Genomic DNA, 19,386 nt, shown 5'->3' with positions numbered 1-19,386 from the left:
GATCAGGTGGATGTGCGGGAAGGGGGCTTGAGCAGGCTGCTGACGATGACCCGGCGCGGGTCGTCGCCGATCACCCGCATCGGCAGGCCGGCCCTGACGAACTGGTCGTAGGCGTCGCGGCTCAGGATCGCCACGGTGGCGGTGCCGCTGGCATGGTTGCGCAGCCAGACCTGCATGAATGCCTCGCGCGTCGGCAGCCACAGTTCCGGCTGCTGCTGCAGGCCGAATTCGAGCTCGTCCGCATGCTGCACCATGGTCATGGTGCGGCCCAGGTAGAACGGCAGCGACTGCTCGTAGCGGCCGACGATATACAGCGGCGTCTGCGGCGTCAGTTCCGCCTCCAGCGCCGGCAGGTGGCCGACGCCGGCGGCGTAGCGGCCCATCGGCTCGTGGCCCAGCATCAGCATCTGGCCGGACATGAAACCGGTGATGGCCAGCAGCAGCATGCCGGCCTGGACGCTGCGGCGCGCCTGCCACATGGCGGCCAGGCTGCCCACCAGCGTCAGCGCGGCGGTGACGCCGACCCACCAGCCGTATTCGCGGTACAGCGGCGCCTCGAACGCATTGCTGGCCATCGCCGCGACCTTGGGCAGCAGCGCCAGGCCAACTGCGGCGAACAGCGCGAGCATGCCGGCGCTGATCATCACGCTGCGCCTGCCGGCCTGCTGCAGGTGGCAGCCGATCAGCAGGGCCAGCGCCGGGAAGATGGGCAGGATGTAGGACGGCAGCTTGGAGCCGGATACGCTGAAAAACACGAAGATGAACACGGCCCAGGTGCCCAGCAGGATTTTCGGCTGGAAGCCGGCGGCGCTGTCGCGGCGCGCATTCCACATCGCCTGCGGCAGCGTTCCCAGCCATGGCATCAGGCCCAGCGCCAGGATGGGAACGAAGTAGAACAGCGGCCCGGCGCGGTGATGCACATTGCTGGTGAAGCGCTGCAGGTGCTCGTGGACGAAGAAGAACCAGGCGAATTCCGGATTGCGCAGCGAGACCAGCACGAACCAGGGCACGGTGATCGCGAAAAACAGCAGCAGGCCGGCCAGCAGGTGCAGCCGGCGCCAGATCGCCCAGTCGCGCGCCAGCACCGTGTAGAGCACCAGCACCGCGCCCGGCAGCACGATGCCGATCAGTCCCTTGGACAGCACCGCCAGCGCCATGCCGGCCCAGCAGGCCAGCATCCAGTTGCGGCGTTCGGCCGGGGCCGCGTCATTGCGCTGGGCAATCAGCAGGCTGCACAGCGACACGGTCATCATGCCCGCCAGTCCCATGTCCAGCGTGTTGACGTGGCCGAGCGCGGCCCACAGGAAGCTGGAGGCGAGAACGGTGGCGGCGCTGAAGGCAACCGCGCCGCCATACAGCCGGCGGCCGGCCAGCGCGACCAGCGCAATGCCGAGCAGGCCGCACAGCCCTGTCCAGAGCCGCGCCTGCCATTCGCCGAAGCCGAAGGCCTTGAAGGTCGCCGCGTTCATCCAGGTCTGCAGCGGCGGCTTCTCGAAATACTTGATGCCGTTCAGGCGCGGCGTGATCCAGTCGTTGGTCACCACCATTTCGCGACCCATTTCGGCGTAGCGGCCTTCGTCGGTCGGCACCAGCGTGCGTGCGCTCAATGCGTAGAACCAGACCGCGCAGAACGCGACGAGCAGGAAGATGACCAGGGGCCGCGAACGGTGCAGTTGGTTCATTCGGCCGGCGCGTCCAGGATCAGCGCCAGCGCGACCCGGCGGCCCTCGGCCATCAGGATGTTGTAGGTGCGGCATGCCGCCGGGTTGTCCATGGTTTCGACGCCGACCCGGCGCGCGGTCAGCGCAGCGATCAGTCGCGGGTGGATGAAACGCTGGCGCGCGCCGGTGCCGAGGATGACCACGTCCGGGTCGATCGCGTCGATCTGCGCGAAGTCTTCGACGCGCAGCGCATCGAAGGAGCTGACCGGCCAGTCGGCCGGCGCCATTTCGGGCATCACCAGCAGGCTTCGGCGGTAAGTCGTCGCATTGATCTCGACGCTGTTCTCATCGTAGGCGGTGACGGTCTGGTACTGCTGCGTGGAGGTTGCATGTAGCTTCATGACAGGAGGGCCCCGCGTTTTCCCGCACGAGGGCATTAGCCGGTAAAAGAAGCGGCATTGTAGCGTTTTTCGGCTGGCGGATTCCCGGTATTGATTGATAAAACGGGTGGCATTCGGCAGAATGGACCTTTTTCTCGCGGCGCAGCATTCCGTCCTGCCCGCCCATCATTTCAAGGGAAGCGTCCCGTGCGACCGATTCAGAAATCCAGGAAACTGGCAGACGTCTGTTATGACATCCGTGGCCCCGTGCTGGAGAAGGCGCGCCAGATGGAGGAGGATGGCCACAAGATCATCAAGCTCAACATCGGCAACCTGGCCGCCTTCGGCTTCGACGCGCCGGACGAGATCGTGCAGGACATGATACGCAACATGGGCAATGCGTCAGGCTACACCGACTCCAAGGGCCTGTTCGCGCCGCGCAAGGCGGTGATGCATTACACCCAGCAGAAAAATATCGCCGGCGTCACCATCGACGACATCTATCTCGGCAATGGCGCGTCGGAACTGATCGTCATGAGCATGAACGCGCTGCTCAACACCGGCGACGAGGTGCTGGTGCCGGCGCCGGACTATCCGCTGTGGACCGCCGCGGTCAGCCTGTCGGGCGGCACGCCGGTGCATTACGTCTGCGACGAGCAGTCCGAGTGGATGCCCGACATCGAGGACATCAGGAAGAAGATCACGCCGAACACCCGGGCCATCGTCGTCATCAACCCGAACAACCCGACCGGCGCGCTGTACAGCGTCGAGCTGCTGAAGGAAATCGTCGAACTCGCGCGCCGGCACCAGCTGGTGGTGTTCGCCGACGAGATCTACGACAAGGTGCTCTACGACGGCAATACGCATACCTCGATGGCGTCGCTGGCCGACGACGTGCTGTTCATCACCCTTAACGGCCTGTCGAAGAACTACCGTTCCTGCGGCTACCGCGCCGGCTGGATGGTGGTGTCGGGCGAGAAGCGGCATGCGAAGGATTACATCGAGGGCCTCAACATGCTGGCGTCGATGCGGCTGTGCGCCAACGCGCCCGGCCAGTTCGCGATCCAGACCGCGCTCGGCGGCTACCAGAGCATCGACGACCTGGTCGGCCCCGGCGGCCGGCTGCTGCGCCAGCGCGACCTCGCGCACAAGCTGCTGACCGAGATCCCCGGCGTGACCTGCGTCAAGCCGAAGTCGGCGCTCTACATGTTCCCGCGGCTGGACCCGAAGATGTACCCGATCCACGACGACCAGCAGTTCGCCTACGACCTGCTGGCCGAGGAGCGGGTGCTGATCGTCCAGGGAACCGGCTTCAACTGCCCGGCCACCGACCATTTCCGCGTCGTTTTCCTGCCCAACACCGACGACCTGACCGAGGCGGTCGGCCGCATCGCGCGTTTTCTCGACGGCTACCGGCGCCGGCACGGCGTGGCCTGAGCCGCGTTCCGCGGGCGGGCCGGCAGCACGGTCCGCCCATTCGGGTCCCTCCATCCAGAATATTCGTCACCATCCATCCGGAATCACCATGAAACCCATCAGAGTAGGCCTGCTAGGCATCGGCACCGTCGGCGCCGGCACATTCAACGTCCTCAAGCGCAACCAGGAAGAAATCCGCCGCCGCGCCGGCCGCGGCATCGAGATCGTGATGGTGGCCGACCTCGACACCGCCCGCGCAACCGAACTGACCGGCGGCCAGTGCGAGGTGGTGAATGACGCCAACCTGGTCGTCGACAACCCGGACATCGACATCGTCGTCGAACTGATCGGCGGCTACGGCATCGCCAAGACGCTGGTGCTGAAGGCCATCGCCAACGGCAAGCACGTGGTGACCGCCAACAAGGCGCTGCTGGCGCTGCACGGCACCGAGATCTTCCGCGCGGCGCAGGAGAAGGGCGTGATGGTCGCATTCGAGGCGGCGGTCGCCGGCGGCATACCGATCATCAAGGCGCTGCGCGAAGGCCTGTCGGCCAACCGCATCGAATGGGTCGCCGGCATCATCAACGGCACGACCAACTTCATCCTCTCCGAGATGCGCGACCAGGGCCTGGACTTCGACACGGTGCTGAAGGAAGCGCAGCGCCTGGGCTATGCCGAGGCCGACCCGACCTTCGACATCGAGGGCGTCGACGCCGCGCACAAGGCCACGCTGATGTCGGCCATCGCCTTCGGCATCCCGGTCCAGTTCGACCGCGCCCACGTCGAGGGCATCACCAAGCTCAGCGCCACCGACATCCGCTATGCCGAGCAGCTGGGCTACCGGATCAAGCTGCTGGGCATCGCCCGCCGCACTGCCGCCGGCATCGAGCTGCGGGTGCATCCGACGCTGATCCCGGCCCGGCGGCTGATCGCCAACGTGGAAGGCGCGATGAACGCGGTGCTGGTGCAGGGCGACGCGGTGGGCGCGACGCTGTACTACGGCAAGGGCGCCGGCGCCGAGCCGACCGCGTCGGCCGTCATTGCCGACCTGGTCGACATCACCCGGCTCGCCACCGCCGACCCGGAACACCGGGTGCCGCACCTGGCCTTCCAGCCGGACGCGATGTCGGACATCCCGGTGCTGCCGATGTCCGAAGTCACCACCAGCTACTACCTGCGCGTCTGCGTCGCCGACCAGCTGGGCGTGCTGGCCGACATCACCCGCGTGCTGGCCGACGCCACCATCTCGATCGACGCGATGCTGCAGAAGGAGCCGGACGAGGGCAAGGACCACACCGACATCATCCTGCTGACGCACCAGACCCAGGAAAAGAACGTGGATGCGGCGATTGCCCGCATCGAGGCGCTGCCGACGGTGCAGGGCAAGGTCACCCGGATCAGGCTCGAACAGCTGGCCTGATTCCCGCGTTGCCGGCCGCGGCCACGGCCGCGCCGATTGCCGGCAACGCTTTATAATCCGCCATCAGCCCACGCAACACGCACCACGCCACCCGGATACCCGATGCATTACATCTCCACGCGCGGCCATGTCGCCGCCCAGCAATTTTCCGAAATACTGCTCGCCGGCCTGGCGCCCGACGGCGGGCTCTACCTGCCCGACGCCTATCCGCAGGTCAGCAGCGCCGACCTCGACGCCTGGCGCTCGCTGTCCTATGCCGACCTGGCGTTCGAGATCCTGTCGCGCTTTGCGACGGACATCCCGGCCGAGGACCTGCGCATGCTGGTCCGCAAGACCTACACGCCCGAGGTCTACTGCAATGTCCGCGCCGGCGAACTGGCGGAACAGATCACGCCGCTGCGCACGCTGGAAGAGAAGGATGGCGGCAAGCTGGTGCTGCAGGCGCTGTCCAACGGCCCGACGCTGGCCTTCAAGGACATGGCGATGCAGTTGCTGGGCAACCTGTTCGAGTACACGCTGTCGCGCCAGCACGCGGAGCTCAACATCCTCGGCGCGACCTCCGGCGACACCGGCAGCGCGGCCGAATATGCGATGCGCGGCAAGAAGGGCATCCGCGTCTTCATGCTGTCGCCGCATCGCAAGATGAGCAGCTTCCAGACCGCGCAGATGTTCAGCCTGCAGGACGAAAACATTTTCAATATTGCAGTCGAAGGCGTGTTCGACGACTGCCAGGACATCGTCAAGGCGGTGTCCAACGACCTGTCGTACAAGGCCACGCAAAAGATCGGCACGGTCAACTCGATCAACTGGGCGCGGGTCGTCGCCCAGGTCGTCTACTACTTCCGCGGCTACCTGCTGGCCACCACGTCCAACGAGCAGAAGGTGTCGTTCGCCGTGCCCTCGGGGAATTTCGGCAATGTCTGCGCGGGCCACATCGCCCGCATGATGGGCCTGCCGATCGACCAGCTGGTGGTGGCGACCAATGAGAACGATGTGCTGGACGAGTTTTTCCGCACCGGCATCTACCGCGTGCGCAAGTCCTCCGAGACCTACCACACGACCAGCCCCAGCATGGACATCAGCAAGGCGTCCAATTTCGAGCGTTTCGTTTTCGACCTGCTGGGAAGGGATGCCGAGCGCGTCGCGTCGCTGTTCCGCAAGGTCGACACGCATGGCGGCTTCGACCTGTCCGGCGGCCCCGGCAGCGACGGCGACGAGTTTGCCAAGGTCGCGCAATACGGTTTCGTGTCGGGCAAGTCGCTGCACCAGGACCGGCTGGCGACGATACGCGACGTGCATGCGCGGCATGGCGTGACCATCGACACCCATACCGCCGACGGCGTCAAGGTCGCGCGCGAGCACGTGAAGCCGGGCGTGACCATGATCGTGCTGGAGACCGCGCTGCCGGCCAAGTTCAACGAGACCATACAGGAAGCGCTCGGGCATGAAGCCGAGCGCCCGGCCGGTTTCGGCAACATCGAGTCGCTGCCGCAGCGCTTCGTGGTGATGCCGGCCGACGCCGCCGAGGTCAAGCAGTACATCAGGGTCCACACCGGACTGTAAGGCAGACACGATGACGACCAGGCCCATGCTGACCGTGCGCGAAGCGCTGGACTTCCTGCTGGGCGCCGCGCGCCCGGTGACCTCGACCGAGACCGTGCCCACGCTGGACGCCAACGGCCGCGTGCTGGCGGCCGACCAGCGCTCCCAGCTCGACGTGCCGTCGATGGACAATACCCAGATGGACGGCTACGCGGTGCGCGCCGCCGACTGCGCCAGCGGCGCGGCGCGGCTGCCGGTGTCGCAGCGCATACCCGCCGGCCATGTCGGCCAGCCGCTGCAGCCGGGCACCGCGGCCCGCATCTTCACCGGCGCGCTGATTCCGCCCGGCGCCGACGCGGTGGTGATGCAGGAAATGTGCGTCGCCGAAAAGACCGCCGACGGCGAGACGGTGCAGGTCAACCATGCGCCGGCGTCCGGCGCATGGATACGCCGCGCCGGCGAGGACATCCGCGCCGGCAGCGTGATCCTGGCGGCCGGCAGCCTGCTGCGGGCGCAGGAGCTGGGCCTGGCGGCATCGGTCGGGCTGGCGACGCTGCCGGTGCTGCGCCGTCCGCGGGTCGCGGTCTTCTTCACCGGCGACGAGCTGGCGATGCCGGGCGAGCCGCTGGCGCCCGGCGCGATCTACAACTCCAACCGCTACCTGCTGCGCGGCCTGCTGCAGAACCTGGGCTGCGACATCACCGACTACGGCATCGTGCCCGACAGCCTGCAGGCGACCCGCGACACCTTGCGCAAGGCGGCCGCCGGGCATGACCTGATCATCACGTCCGGCGGCGTCTCGGTCGGCGAGGAGGACCACATCAAGCCTGCGGTGGAAGCCGAAGGCCGGCTCGACATGTGGCAGATCGCGGTCAAGCCCGGCAAGCCGCTGGCATTTGGCGAAGTTCGCAGGGAAGGCGGCAAGGAAGGCGACGACGCCGCGTTTTTCCTCGGACTGCCGGGCAACCCGGTGTCGAGCTTCGTCACCTTCCTGCTGTTCGTGCGGCCCTTCATCCGCCGCCTCGCAGGCATGGCCGATGCGCCGCCGGCCGGCTTCATGCTGCGCGCCGACTTCGCGTGGCCGAAGGCGGACCGGCGCAATGAATTCCTGCGCGCGCGCATCAATGCCGCCGGCGGGCTGGACCTGTTCCCCAACCAGGGTTCGGGCGTGCTAACTTCCACCGTCTGGGCCGACGGCCTGATCGACAATCCGCCCGGCCAGGCCATCGCGCCCGGCGACCTGGTGCGCTTCATCCCGTTCAACCAATTGCTCTACCCGTCATGAACATACAGCTCCGCTTTTTCGCCAGCATCCGCGAGGCGCTGGGCGCGTCGCAGGAAACGGTCACGCTGCCCCCGGGCATCACGACCGTCGGTGCGCTGCGCGGCTTGCTGCGCGAGCGCGGCGAGACCTGGGCCGCGGCGCTGGCGCCTGGCCGCTCGCTGCGCATGGCCTGCAACCAGCTGATGGCGGACGAGGCGACGCCGCTGACCGACGGCTGCGAAGTCGCCTTTTTCCCGCCGGTCACCGGCGGCTGATCCCGTAGGAGAACGCAATGCCGGTACGTGTGCAGACTGCCGATTTCGACCTGTCGGAGGAAGTGCGGCTGCTCCGCGCCGGCCGGCCCGAGGTCGGCGCCGTGGTCACTTTCGTCGGCACGGTGCGCGACATGAACGAGGGCGCCAGCGTTGCCGAGCTGGAGTTGGAGCATTACCCGGGCATGACCGAAAAGGCGCTGGAAGACATTGTCGCCAGGGCCTGCGCACGTTTCCACCTGGCCGACGCGCTGGTGGTGCATCGTGTCGGGCCGATGCGGCCGCAGGAGCAGATCGTGCTGGTGGTCACGCTGTCGGCGCACCGTGGCGAGGCATTCGCCGCCTGCGAATTCATCATGGATTACCTGAAGAGCGAAGCGCCGTTCTGGAAGAAGGAACAGACGCCGGAGGGGGCGCGCTGGGTCGATGCGCGCAGCAGCGACGAGACGGCGCTGAAACGCTGGCGCGAGGGCGCGCCCGGATGAACTGGCTGGCGGTGGGGTGCGGGGCGGCCATTGGCGCATGGCTGCGCTGGTTGCTGGGGATCGCGCTTAATTCGATGCATGCGGTGTTGCCGTATGGGACGCTGGCGGCGAACCTGGCGGGTGGGTTCATGATCGGGATGGCGGTGGCTTTCTTCGAGCGGTATCCGGGGGTGCCGGAGGTTTGGCGGTTGTTTGCGGTGACGGGGTTTCTGGGCGGGCTGACGACGTTTTCGACGTTTTCTGCCGAGGCGATGATTTTGCTGCAGCGGGGGCAGTATGGGTGGGCGATGGCGCATATTGGGCTGCATCTGGTGGGGTCAATTGTTTGCTGTATTGCGGGGTTTGCTGCTTGGCGGGCGTTGGGGGGATGAGGATTGGCGGGGCGTTTGCCCGGCTTTTCGTCTTCACGTTTGCAATGGGCTACAGCGCAAAGCGCTCCTGCTGCGTCTGCTGGCGGGTGAAACGTTGAGGCTTCACTGCCGTGGGGAGTAGCCGGGTGTTCGGCCCGGCGGCCGACCCGCTTTTTTGCTTCGCCAAAAAAGTGGGGCAAAAAAGGCGACCCCTACGATGGCGGTCCGCTGCGCGGACTGCACGCGCCGCCAGCACCTGAAACGGGAAGCGTCCGAAACTCGCTTCGCTCAGACAGCGGACGCTTCTTTATCCGTTTCAGGCGCTGGCGACGCGTCGCCATCTAACGGGGATTCACTGCAACGGCCACTTCAAAAGCAACTGCAACGGTCGCTGCGCGGGGCTAACGTCAACGGCAACGGTCGCTGCGCGGGGCCAACGTCAACGGCAACGGTCGCTGCGCGGGGCCAACGGCGACAGTCGCTGCGCGGGGCTAATACCAGACCGAAGTCATGGCGTGCCGGATGAGATCGATAGTTCCGATTCCTCAACATGGCTCGTGGGCTGTAATAAGCGCAGCACATTGCAGCATTGCCCATTCAAGCACCATCGCCTGTTCGCAACGAATGGTGGAATGCGCTTTGCTTAGTGCACCCTACGGCTTTTCATGACGCCTTCTAAATCAGGGTTAGGCATAACGGAGGCTATCGCTGCGCGGGTTCCGGTATGCGCAATGCAGCGCTGGATTCGTCGTCCGATTAATTTCTTGCGTGCGCTGCTTCCAGTGTCCTGGACCCAGTGCCAGTTCAATTTCCGAAGAAAAATATAGTCGCCTGACGTGCTTGCAAACGTTTTGACTTTTGGTTAAAACGTTTAATGTTTTGGTATCTGCCGGTTTCAAAAGATCGATTAACGAACGCTGTTGGCGGCGCACGTTGTTGACTGGACAAGCTTCGCCGCACGTGTGCGGGCAACTGCCTAACGGAAGCATTAAAGGATAAATACCATGGCTACGATCAGCGGCACGTTGGGCAATGACATCCTCATCGGCACTAGTGCAGCGGACAACATTAACGGCCTGGGTGGCAACGACACCATCGACGGCGGCGCCGGGAATGATGCGATTGATGCTGGCGCTGGGGAGGACAAGGTCACGGGCGGTGATGGCAACGACAACATCAATGGCGGGGCGGGGAACGATGTCATCGACGCCGGCGCGGGCAACGACATCGTGGCGGGCGGCTCCAGTGACGACAGCATGCTGGGCGGCGACGGCGACGACTCGATGGATGGCGGCTCCGGCAACGACCAGATGCTCGGCGGCGGCGGCGTCGACACGATGTCCGGCGGTTCCGGCGTGGACCTGGTCGATGGCGGCGATGGGAATGACATCCTTGGCGGGGACGGCAATGACGACACGCTTGTCGGCGGGCTGGGCAACGACCGGCTGGACGGCGGCCTCGGCATCGACACGGCCTCCTATGCCGGCACGCCGGGCGCGGTCACGGTCAATCTCACGGCCGGGACGGCCACCGGCGGCGCGGGCAACGACACGCTGCTCAATATCGAGAACCTGATCGGCGGGGAGGCCGGCGATGCGCTGACTGGCGACAGCCTGGTTAACCGCATCGACGGCGGGGCCGGCAACGACATCATCAGCGGTGCGGCCGGGAACGATGTCCTGATCGGCGGCGCCGGCAACGACCTGTTCCTGCATGACGCCGGCAACGACAGCATCGACGGCGGCGCCGACATCGACACGGTGAACTACAACGACCTGACCACCGCGGCCGTGACCATTAATCTCGCGACCGGCACGGCCGTGACCGGCACCGAGACCGACACGCTTGCCAGTATCGAAAATGTACTGAGCGGCGGCGGCGCCGACCGCCTCACCGGCAACGCCGGGGCCAACACGCTCGATGCCGGGGCCGGCAATGACATCCTCGACGGCGGCGCCGGCAACGACATTCTGCTGGGCAGGAGTGGCAATGACACGCTACAGGGCGGCGCTGGCGACGACATTCTGGCCCCGGGCACCGGCAACGACGCCGTCGACGGCGGCGCCGGCACCAATACCGTGACATACCTTGATCTGGTGGGCGCCGGCCCACTGAGCGTCGACCTCGCGTCCCATACGGCCACGGTGGGCGCCAGCGAAATCGATACCGTGACCAACATACAGAACGTCACCGGAAGCGCCGCGGCGGACAGCCTGGCCGGCGACGTGCAGGCGAACGTCCTCGATGGTGGCGATGGCAACGACGGCCTGTTCGGCGGCGACGGCAATGACACGCTGCAGGGCGGCGATGGCGACGATATGCTCAACGGCGGACGTGGCGACGATTTCATCGACGGCGGGCTTGGCAACAATACCGTGACCTATGCCGACCTGGTCTCGGCCGGGCCGCTGAGCGTCGACCTCACGGCGCACACGGCGACCGTGGGCATCGGCGAAATCGACACGTTGTTCAACATACGCAATGTGATCGGCAGCGCCGGGGCGGACAGCCTGAGCGGCGAAGCCCAGGACAACCGGATCGAAGGCGGCGATGGCAACGACAGCCTTGCAGGTGGCGGCGGCGACGACACGCTGGCTGGCGGCCTTGGCGACGACAGCTATCTGGTCTTCGACGCCGGCACCTCGCTACTGGGCGATGCGGTAGTCGAAGCCGCGAACGCCGGCACCGACACTGTCCTGACCAAGCTGTCTTCCTATACGTTGAGTGCGAACCTCGAAAACCTGGCCTATACCGGCACCTATCCCGCCGGCTCGTTCACCGGAACCGGCAATGCGCTCGACAACAGTATCGAAGGCGGCGCCGGCGTCGACCTGCTGTCAGGCGGCGCCGGCAACGATACGCTGCGTGGAAACGATGGCGACGACGTCATCGCCGGCGGTGCCGGCGCCGACGTTCTTGACGGTGGCGCGGGCACCGATACCGTGTCGTACAGCGACGCAGGCGCTGCGGTGACAGTGGATCTTGCCAGCGGGTCGGCGCTGTCCGCGGAAGGAAACGACGTACTTACTGGGTTTGAGCGGGTGCTGGGCAGCCAGTTCGCCGATAGCGTTTCCGGCAATGCATCCGCCAATCTCATCGACGGCGGCGCGGGCAACGACACGATCGATGGCGGCGCAGGCGACGATGTGGTCAAAGGCGACGCAGGCGATGACGCACTCAGCGGCAACGAGGGTAACGACGTCATCGATGGCGGCAACGGCAATGACACCGTGTCCTATGCCTATCTGGACAACGGACGCGCCATCGCTGTCAACCTGGCCGCCGGCACGGCCTTCGGCTTGAACGAGGACGACATCCTGACCGGTATCGAATCGGTGATCGGCAGCGCCGGCGATGACTTGTTCACCGGCGATGCGCAGGACAACCAGCTTGACGGTGGCGACGGTAACGATACCCTCAACGGCGGCGCCGGCGTCGACTCGATCTACGGCGGCAGCGGCGCCGACCTGATCAACGGCGGCAGCGGCAATGACAGTATCGATGGCGGCGCCGGCAACGATACATTTGTCATCGAGGTCGGAAGCAAAACGGTCGCCGGTGGCGCCGGAATGGATAGTTTCCAGTTCGTGCAAGCGGATTTCGGCACCATCACTATTGCCGATTTTGAAGACGGCAGCGAAAAGCTCGACTTCTCGTCGATTCTGAATCCCCTGTACGCAGCGTCCAACCTCGATATCCAGCAGATCGGCGCAGATGTCCAGATCAGGTTTGTCGACCCGACTACGCATGTCGCGCTTCCCGACACCGTCCTGCTGCAGGGAGAAAGCGCGGCCAGCATAACGGGGGACGACATGGTCTTTCGTAATGTGATCACCACGATTGTCGGTACCGCGGGCAACGATCACCTGGTGGGCGGCGCCGGGGTCGACCTGATGCAGGGGCTCGCCGGTGATGACATTCTCGACGGCGCCGCGGGCAGCGACACCCTTGACGGCGGCGCCGGCAACGATACCGCGCTATTTGCCGTATCGAGCGACGCGACTGTCGATCTGGTCACCGGGCTCGCCCATATCGGCGCCGACATCGACACCCTGATCGGCATCGAAAACGTCAGCACCGGCGCCGGTAACGACCAGATTACGGGCAGCGCAGGCGACAACGTGCTCAGTGGCGGCGCAGGCGACGACACCTTGCTGGGCGGCGATGGCAATGACACGCTCGTGGGCGGCAGTGGCGTCAATGTGCTCAACGGCGGCAATGGCTTTGACGCTGTCAGCTATGCCGACTATGGCCGCGGCGTTTCGGTGCTTCTTTCCACTGGCTCGCTGATTGGCAGTGCGGAGTTGCTGACCCCCGACGCGGCCTTCACTTTCAGCGACGCGCTAAGCAGCGTCGAGCGTGTGACAGGCAGCGAATTCGATGACACTCTGCGCGCTGGCAATCTTGGCAATACGCTCATGGGCGGCAGTGGCAACGACTTGCTGATCGGCGGTTTTGGAAGCGATGTCCTGGTCGGCGGCGCGGGCGTCGACTCGCTCGTTGGCAACGCCGGCAATGACTTGTTCATCATTGATACCAACGGATTGTCGGAATCGATTCAGGATGTCGTGAACGTCGATATTCTTGACCCCGGCAATATCGATACAGTGCGCATTGTGGATGCGATCGACATGAGCGGGCTTCCGGTCAGCTATACGCTTGCTGCAAATCTCGAGAATCTTGACTATACCGGTATGGGCAACTTCACGGGTTCTGGCAATGGGCGCGCCAACACCATCACCGGCAGCAACGGCAACGACATTCTGGACGGCGACCCTGGTGTCGGCGACCTGGACGCCGTGCTGGGGAGGGGCGCGGACAACATCAATGGGGGAAGCGGGGACGATATCCTCAAAGGCCACGGTCAGCTTTCGAACTTCGACGGTGGGGATGGGTTCGACATCATTTCGTACGCAGGAAGCAGCGTTCCGTATGACATCGACCTCGCTCTCGGACAGGCGAACAATACCAACAGGAATTCCAGCGATCCGTTCGATGTGCCATACATCGATTATCTGACCAGTGTTGAAGGCGTCCTCGGCGGCGAGGCAGGCGACATCATTACTGGAAATAGCGAGCCGAATCGGCTTTACGGAAACGGCGGCAACGATGTCATCAAAGGTGGTGCAGGCAATGACATCCTTGTCGGCGGCGCGGGAAACGATGTATTTATGTTTGGCCCAGGCGGCGGTTCGAACGACGTCATCCAGGACTTCCACTCGATAAACCTGAACGAGGACGCGAACCAGGAATTCGACGTGATCGACCTCACTGCCTATGGCCAAGGCCTCATCTTCAGCATGACGGCGGACGCGTCCGGACTTTCAACGGTGGTTACTGTCACTGGCACCGCTTTCACCGACAGTTTTACCGTTCAAGACGTGCCAATGGGAGTGCTCAACAGTCTTGACTTCGTTTTTGCTTGAGCTACAGGCGTCGTGCCGGCACACGCGTTTCGTGGCGTGCGGCCGGCGCGTCATGCCGAGGCCTGGAGCGCCACGTTAGAGGAGCCGCATGAAGCCATACTGGGATGAACTGTGGGACGAACTGCGGCCCTACGTCCGCTACCTTGCGGCCTTCTCGCTGCTGATCAACCTGCTCTACCTCGCGCCTGCGATGTTCTCGCTGCAGGTGTTCGACCGCGTCCTCAGCAGCTACAGTCCGGAAACCCTGGTCATGCTGCTGCTCGGCACGGGAACTGCGCTGCTGCTGATGCTGTCGCTGGACATGCTGCGCAGCCGGCTGCAGTCCGTCGTCGGCGCCATGCTGGCCGACCGGCTGCAGCCGGCGGTGGTCAGTGCCGTGGTCGCGCGGGCGGCAAAGGCGCGGCAGGGCGCCGGCACGGAAAGCATGCGCGACGTCGCCAGCCTGCGCAACCTGTTCGCCAGCAGCGGCGTCAACGCCATCTTCGATGCGCCATGGGCGCCGATATTCGTCTGCCTGATCTGGTCCTTCCATCCGCTGCTGGGCATGGGCGCCGCCGTATCCAGCATGGTCATGCTGGTGCTGGCATGGCTCAACGACCGCAGCACGCGGCGCGCGCTGGAACGTTTGCAGCAGGACGGCCGGCGCGTGTCCCACTACATCGAAAGCTCGCTGGCGAATGCCGAGGTGCTGCAGGCGCTGGGCATGACCGGCAACCTGCTGGCGCGCTGGCGCGACCGCCAGGACCGGCTTGCCGTGCTGCAGGCCGGCAGCCAGAAGAGCGCCGTGTTCTTTACATCGGCCACCCGTTTCGCGCGCCAGTCCATCCAGATCGTCATGATGGCGCTGGGCGCATGGCTGGTGCTGACCCAGCAGTCGTCGGCCGGGATCATGATCGCCACCACCATCCTGCTCGGTCGCGCGCTGCAGCCGGTGGAGCAGCTCGTGGCGAGCTGGCGCATGCTGGCCGACGCCCGCGCCGCCTACCTGCGCCTGCGCGCGCTGTCGGTCGAGTTCGACCGCCGGCCAGCCGCGGTCGCGCTCCCCTGTCCGCGGGGCGGGCTGCTGGTCGAAGGCGTGGCCTTCCGCTCGCCGACCAACCAGCCGGTCCTGCTGAGCGTCGGCTTTGCGCTGGAACCCGGCCAGGCGCTTGCGATACTCGGCCCGTCGGGCGCCGGCAAGTCGACCCTGGCGCGGCTGCTGACCGGGGTCTGGGCGCCTGTCGCCGGCACGCTGCGGCTCGACGGGGCCGACCTGTCTGCCTGGCCGCGCGAGGAAATCGGGGCCTGGATGGGCTACGTGCCGCAGGACGTGGAACTGTTCGAAGGCACGGTCGCGGACAATATCGCGCGCCTTGCCGCGCCCGACTCGCTGGGAGTGGTAGCCGCCGCGAAACGGGCCAACGTGCACGAGCTGGTCCTGGCCTTGCCCAAAGGCTACGAGACCGAGGTCGGCGAGCACGGCATGCTGCTGTCCCCTGGGCAGCGGCAACGCATCGCGCTGGCGCGCGCGCTATACGGCAATCCGCGGCTGGTGGTGCTGGACGAACCCAATTCCAACCTCGACGGCGCCGGCGAGGTCGCGCTGGCGCAAGCGATCATGCGGTTGCGCGCCGAAGGCGTGACCGCCGTCATCGTCACCCACCGGCCATCGCTGATTGCGCACGTCGACAAGATCCTGGTGCTCGACAGCGGCCGCGTGGCGCAGTACGGCGCCGCGGCCGACGTGATGAAGGCGATGCAGCGCCAGGCGCAGGCCGTGGCGGACAGCCGGGCAGCCTGAACCGACCGGAGACAGACACCATGCTCAATCCCGCCATGCCCACCATGCCCAACGCCGCGCCTGGCTTCCTGCCGGCGCTGCCCGGCCAGCAGGAAGCCAGGCGGCTGGTGCGCGCGGCCTGGTGGGTGCTGCTGGGCGCGTTGCTGCCCGCCGGGCTGTGGCTGGGCCTGGCGCCGATCACCACGTCGGTCGTCGCGCCCGGTTACGTGAAGGTCGACCTGAACCGCCGCCCGGTTCAGCACCGCGAGGGCGGCATCGTCAAGAGCGTGCTGGTGCGCGACGGCCAGCGGGTGCGGAGCGGCGACCCGGTGCTGGTGCTGGGCGACGTCAGCGTGCAGGCCGACCGCGAGCGGCTGGACTACCGCAGCAGCGTGCTGCGCGCCAGCGTGGCCCGGCTGGAAGCCGAGCAGCGGCGCGCGCCGGCGCTGCGGTTCGCCGACGACCTGCTGGCGCTCGGCGCGGCCGACCCGCGGGTACGGGATGCGCTGAAAAAGGAGGAGGACCTGTTTGCCGCGCGCCGCGCCACGCTGCTCTCGGAAGTCGGCCTGATGCAGGCGCAGCGCGAGCATATCGAACGGGAATGCGCGGCGCTGCGCTCGCAGATCGCGCAGATGGACGTGGTGCTGGCGCTGCGGCGCAAGACGCTGGATTTGAACCGCAACCTGCTCGACGACGGTTTCATCTCGCCCACCCGCATCATGCAGATCGAGGCCGAGACGGTGGACTACGCGGCCAGCCTGGACCAGCGCGCGTCCGAACTGGCGCGCGCCGCGCAGCGCCTCGGCGACGTCGACCTGCGGATGCAGGGCAGCCGCAATGCCTACGTGCAGACCGCGAGCGACCAGCTCAAGTCGGTCGGCGCGCAGCTGGCCGAGATCGAGCAGGAAGTGCGCAAGACAACCGACGCCGCCTCGCGCCAGGTGGTGGTGGCCCCGGCCGACGGCGAGGTGATCGATCTGAAGTTCACGTCGCCCGGCGCGGTGATCCGGCCCGGCGACCCGATCGCCGACATCGTGCCTTCCGGCGCCGCGCTGATGGTGGAGGCGCGCGTGCGGACCGAAGACATCAACAACGTTCGGCTCGGCCAGCATGCGCGGATCAAGTTCACCGCGCTGAAGTACCGCAACCACGCGATGGTGGACGGCACCGTGACCTATGTGTCGGGCGACCGGCTGACCGACGCCCGCAACGGCCAGTCATGGTACGGCGCGCTCGTTGCGGTGGATGCGGCATCGCTGCATTCGTCGGGCGACATCGCGTTGCAGGCCGGGATGCCGGCGGAACTGTTCATCGAAGGCAGCACGCAGACCACGCTGCAGTACCTGATTGAGCCGGTGACGTCGACCGCGCGCAAGGCGCTGCGGCAGATGTAAGGCGGTTGTGGCCCGGCGCAAACCGGGGCAGGCCGAGGCGCGCCATGTTGCAACGCTTGCGGAGTTTTGTCCCGCAAGCGTTGCCGGTCTTACTTCGCCGGCGTCAGCAGCTTGTCGAAGTCCCGGTCCAGCCCGGCCAGCGCGCTGCTGATCCGTCCCCGGCTCTGCGCCACCCAGTCGTTCTGCTGCGCCAGCCGCTGCTGGGCCGCCTTCAGCATGCGCTGCATCTCGGCCGGCTGCGGGCCGCCGGCCGATGCGCGGTTGTTGATGATGGACACGGGGTTCAGCGTCGCGCGGAATTCGGCTTCGCTCATCGGCAGCTTGCTGTCGGCCACGCCCTTGACGGCGTCGGCATAGATGCGCTGCGCCTCGGCATACGGGAAGTCCAGCGGCTTGATGTCCTTGGCCTTCGCATAGTCGACGATCTCGGACGCGAAGTGATGGCCGACGCGGAACGGCAGCTTGTATTTCCGCATCAGCACGTCGGCCAGCTCCTGCGACGCGGTCCAGTCGCTGTTGAGTTCCTCCAGCGCGCGCTCCGGGCTGATGACCAGCGCGTTGAGTATCCTGTCCCAGTCCCTGAGCATCTTGATGGTTGTGTTGACCATCGCGCTGTTGGCCTTGACTTCCTTGGCGTCGCCCATGCCCGGCGTGATGTTATGTGCCTGCATCACCGGCCCCATCGCCAGCGTGATCACGGTCGACGCGTCGCGCCGGGTGGCGTTCAGCAGTCCGGGATTGCGCTTCTGCGGCATCGCGCTGGACACATAGGTGTTGCCGCCGCCTTCCTGCAGCAATATCCAGGGCCGCGACTGCGAGTACTGCACCATCAGGTCCTCGATGAAGCTGCCGGCATGCAGCGCGATGCTGGTCACGATGGCCGCGGCTTCCACCGGCTCGTCGTTCGATGAGATCTGCGCGGCGTCATAGGCATTGTCGACGGTGGCGGCAAAGCCCAGGTAGCTGGCCATGCGGGCGCGGTTGAGCGGCCAGCTGGTGCCGTTGAGCACCGTGGTGCCCATCGGCGAGCGGTCGATGCGGGCATAGGCTTCGCGGATGCGCTGGGCGTCGCGGTCGAGGCCGGCGGCATGGCCCAGCAGGTAGTGGCCGAAGCTGTTGGGCTGGGCGGCGACGCCGTTGGTGTAGTTCGGCACGACGGTGCCGGCATGCTTCTCGGCCATCTTCACCAGGGTGGTCGCGGTCTTGTTGAGCTGGTCCGCCAGGTTCAGCATGTCGTCGCGCAGGATGGCGGCGCGGTAAGTCGCATGCATGTCCTGGCTGGAGCGGCCCGCATGCAGCAGCGTGACCTCCGGGCCGGCGGCTTCGATCAGCAGCGGCTCGAAGGTGATGACGGTGGAAGGGCGCTTGCCGCCAGGCTGGCTGCCGTCCTTCAGCACCTTGGCGATGCCGGCGGCGGCGCGCGGCGCGATGGCCCGGTCCAGCAGTCCCTCGTCGGTGTTGATGACCGCGGTCGCCTTGTTGATTTCCCCCAGCCAGAAGAATTCGTCGCGGGCGGACGCCTGCTGCGCGGCGGCGGGTGAGAAATGGACGGCGATGGCTAGCGCGATGGCGCACGTACGGAATTTGGGCATGGTCTCGATTTTTTATGGGATGAGTGAAAGCGGACGGGCGCAGCCGCGTTCCAGGCGAACGGCGGCGCGACATTCCGGCAAGCATTTTACCGAGCAATGGCGCGAGCGGACGGGTGGCGCCGGAAATGGCCGGCCGGCCATGCGGGCGCGGTTGACCTGGATCAAGGGAGGCGGGCGGCTGCGGCTTATACAGTGAGCCTGAACCCCGGGTTTCCGCAGCGCGCTTCGGCAGCGGCTCCCGGCAGCCGCGCTGCCCGGGCCGCCTGCTTGAAATGCGCCGGTCCAGCCCAATTTGTCGCTTAAATCAAAACACTCTCAGGAGCATTCCGAATGCGACTCGACAAACTCACCACGAAACTCCAGGAAGCCCTGGCCGACGCGCAAAGCCAGGCCGTGGGCAATGACAACCAGTACATCGACCCGGC

At 66.0% G+C, this 19,386-nt stretch carries 13 protein-coding genes; 10 read left to right on the top strand and 3 right to left on the bottom strand.

Annotated features, from left to right (window positions below; genetic code table 11):
• Positions 1-2: 2 nt before the first annotated feature.
• Together QOL82_RS18535 and QOL82_RS18530 are read right to left on the bottom strand one after the other, a co-directional pair.
• Positions 3-1,682, bottom strand: a complete 1,680-nt coding sequence (locus QOL82_RS18535) for a glycosyltransferase family 39 protein (RefSeq protein WP_283443787.1) — start codon at positions 1,680-1,682, stop codon at positions 3-5.
• Positions 1,679-2,062, bottom strand: a complete 384-nt coding sequence (locus QOL82_RS18530) for an Mth938-like domain-containing protein (RefSeq protein WP_283443786.1) — start codon at positions 2,060-2,062, stop codon at positions 1,679-1,681. The genes QOL82_RS18535 and QOL82_RS18530 overlap by 4 nt, the downstream gene beginning before the upstream one ends.
• A 186-nt stretch (positions 2,063-2,248) precedes the next feature.
• Here QOL82_RS18530 and QOL82_RS18525 point away from each other — a divergent pair, with 186 nt between their 5' ends.
• The 10 genes from QOL82_RS18525 to QOL82_RS18480 all read left to right on the top strand — a co-directional run bounded on the left by QOL82_RS18525 (position 2,249) and on the right by QOL82_RS18480 (position 17,369).
• On the top strand, positions 2,249-3,478 hold the full coding sequence (locus QOL82_RS18525) for a pyridoxal phosphate-dependent aminotransferase (RefSeq protein WP_283443785.1): 1,230 nt from the start codon (positions 2,249-2,251) through the stop codon (positions 3,476-3,478).
• 88 nt (positions 3,479-3,566) lie between these two features.
• Entirely contained in the window at positions 3,567-4,877 is a 1,311-nt protein-coding gene (locus QOL82_RS18520; RefSeq protein ID WP_283443784.1) for a homoserine dehydrogenase, read from the top strand.
• Positions 4,878-4,979: 102 nt separating this feature from the next.
• Positions 4,980-6,440: a threonine synthase gene (thrC, locus tag QOL82_RS18515; RefSeq protein ID WP_283443783.1), complete on the top strand. Its 1,461-nt coding sequence runs from the start codon at positions 4,980-4,982 to the stop codon at positions 6,438-6,440.
• A 10-nt stretch (positions 6,441-6,450) separates the two neighbouring features.
• Positions 6,451-7,704 (top strand): molybdopterin molybdotransferase MoeA, encoded by a 1,254-nt coding sequence (locus tag QOL82_RS18510; protein WP_283443782.1) that lies wholly within the window; start codon positions 6,451-6,453, stop codon positions 7,702-7,704.
• Complete coding sequence (moaD, locus tag QOL82_RS18505; protein ID WP_283443781.1) at positions 7,701-7,958, top strand: molybdopterin converting factor subunit 1; 258 nt, start codon at positions 7,701-7,703, stop codon at positions 7,956-7,958. The genes QOL82_RS18510 and moaD overlap by 4 nt, the downstream gene beginning before the upstream one ends.
• Positions 7,959-7,975: 17 nt before the next feature.
• Positions 7,976-8,440: a molybdopterin synthase catalytic subunit MoaE gene (moaE, locus tag QOL82_RS18500; protein ID WP_283443780.1), complete on the top strand. Its 465-nt coding sequence runs from the start codon at positions 7,976-7,978 to the stop codon at positions 8,438-8,440.
• On the top strand, positions 8,437-8,811 hold the full coding sequence (gene crcB / locus QOL82_RS18495) for a fluoride efflux transporter CrcB (RefSeq protein WP_283443779.1): 375 nt from the start codon (positions 8,437-8,439) through the stop codon (positions 8,809-8,811). Before moaE ends, crcB begins: the two co-directional genes overlap by 4 nt.
• A 983-nt stretch (positions 8,812-9,794) precedes the next feature.
• Positions 9,795-14,216 (top strand): beta strand repeat-containing protein, encoded by a 4,422-nt coding sequence (locus QOL82_RS18490; RefSeq protein WP_283443778.1) that lies wholly within the window; start codon positions 9,795-9,797, stop codon positions 14,214-14,216.
• Between the two features lie 88 nt (positions 14,217-14,304).
• Positions 14,305-15,996, top strand: coding sequence for a type I secretion system permease/ATPase (locus QOL82_RS18485; protein WP_283443777.1), 1,692 nt, complete (start codon positions 14,305-14,307; stop codon positions 15,994-15,996).
• A gap of 20 nt (positions 15,997-16,016) precedes the next feature.
• Positions 16,017-17,369 carry an HlyD family type I secretion periplasmic adaptor subunit gene (locus QOL82_RS18480; protein WP_283443776.1) on the top strand — a complete coding sequence of 451 codons (1,353 nt, stop codon included), beginning with the start codon at positions 16,017-16,019 and terminating at the stop codon, positions 17,367-17,369.
• A gap of 89 nt (positions 17,370-17,458) precedes the next feature.
• Here the strand turns inward: QOL82_RS18480 and QOL82_RS18475 are convergent, their stop codons facing one another.
• The gene (locus QOL82_RS18475; protein ID WP_283443775.1) at positions 17,459-18,961 is read right to left on the bottom strand and encodes an argininosuccinate lyase; all 1,503 of its coding nucleotides are present in this window, start codon (positions 18,959-18,961) and stop codon (positions 17,459-17,461) included.
• Positions 18,962-19,386: the final 425 nt, after the last annotated feature.

Origin of the sequence: Noviherbaspirillum suwonense, assembly GCF_900182955.1 — a bacterium.
Taxonomy (GTDB): domain Bacteria; phylum Pseudomonadota; class Gammaproteobacteria; order Burkholderiales; family Burkholderiaceae_D; genus Noviherbaspirillum_A; species Noviherbaspirillum_A suwonense.
Note: the sequence above shows the minus strand (reverse complement) of the source record. Positions and strands in the feature narration are given on the sequence as shown.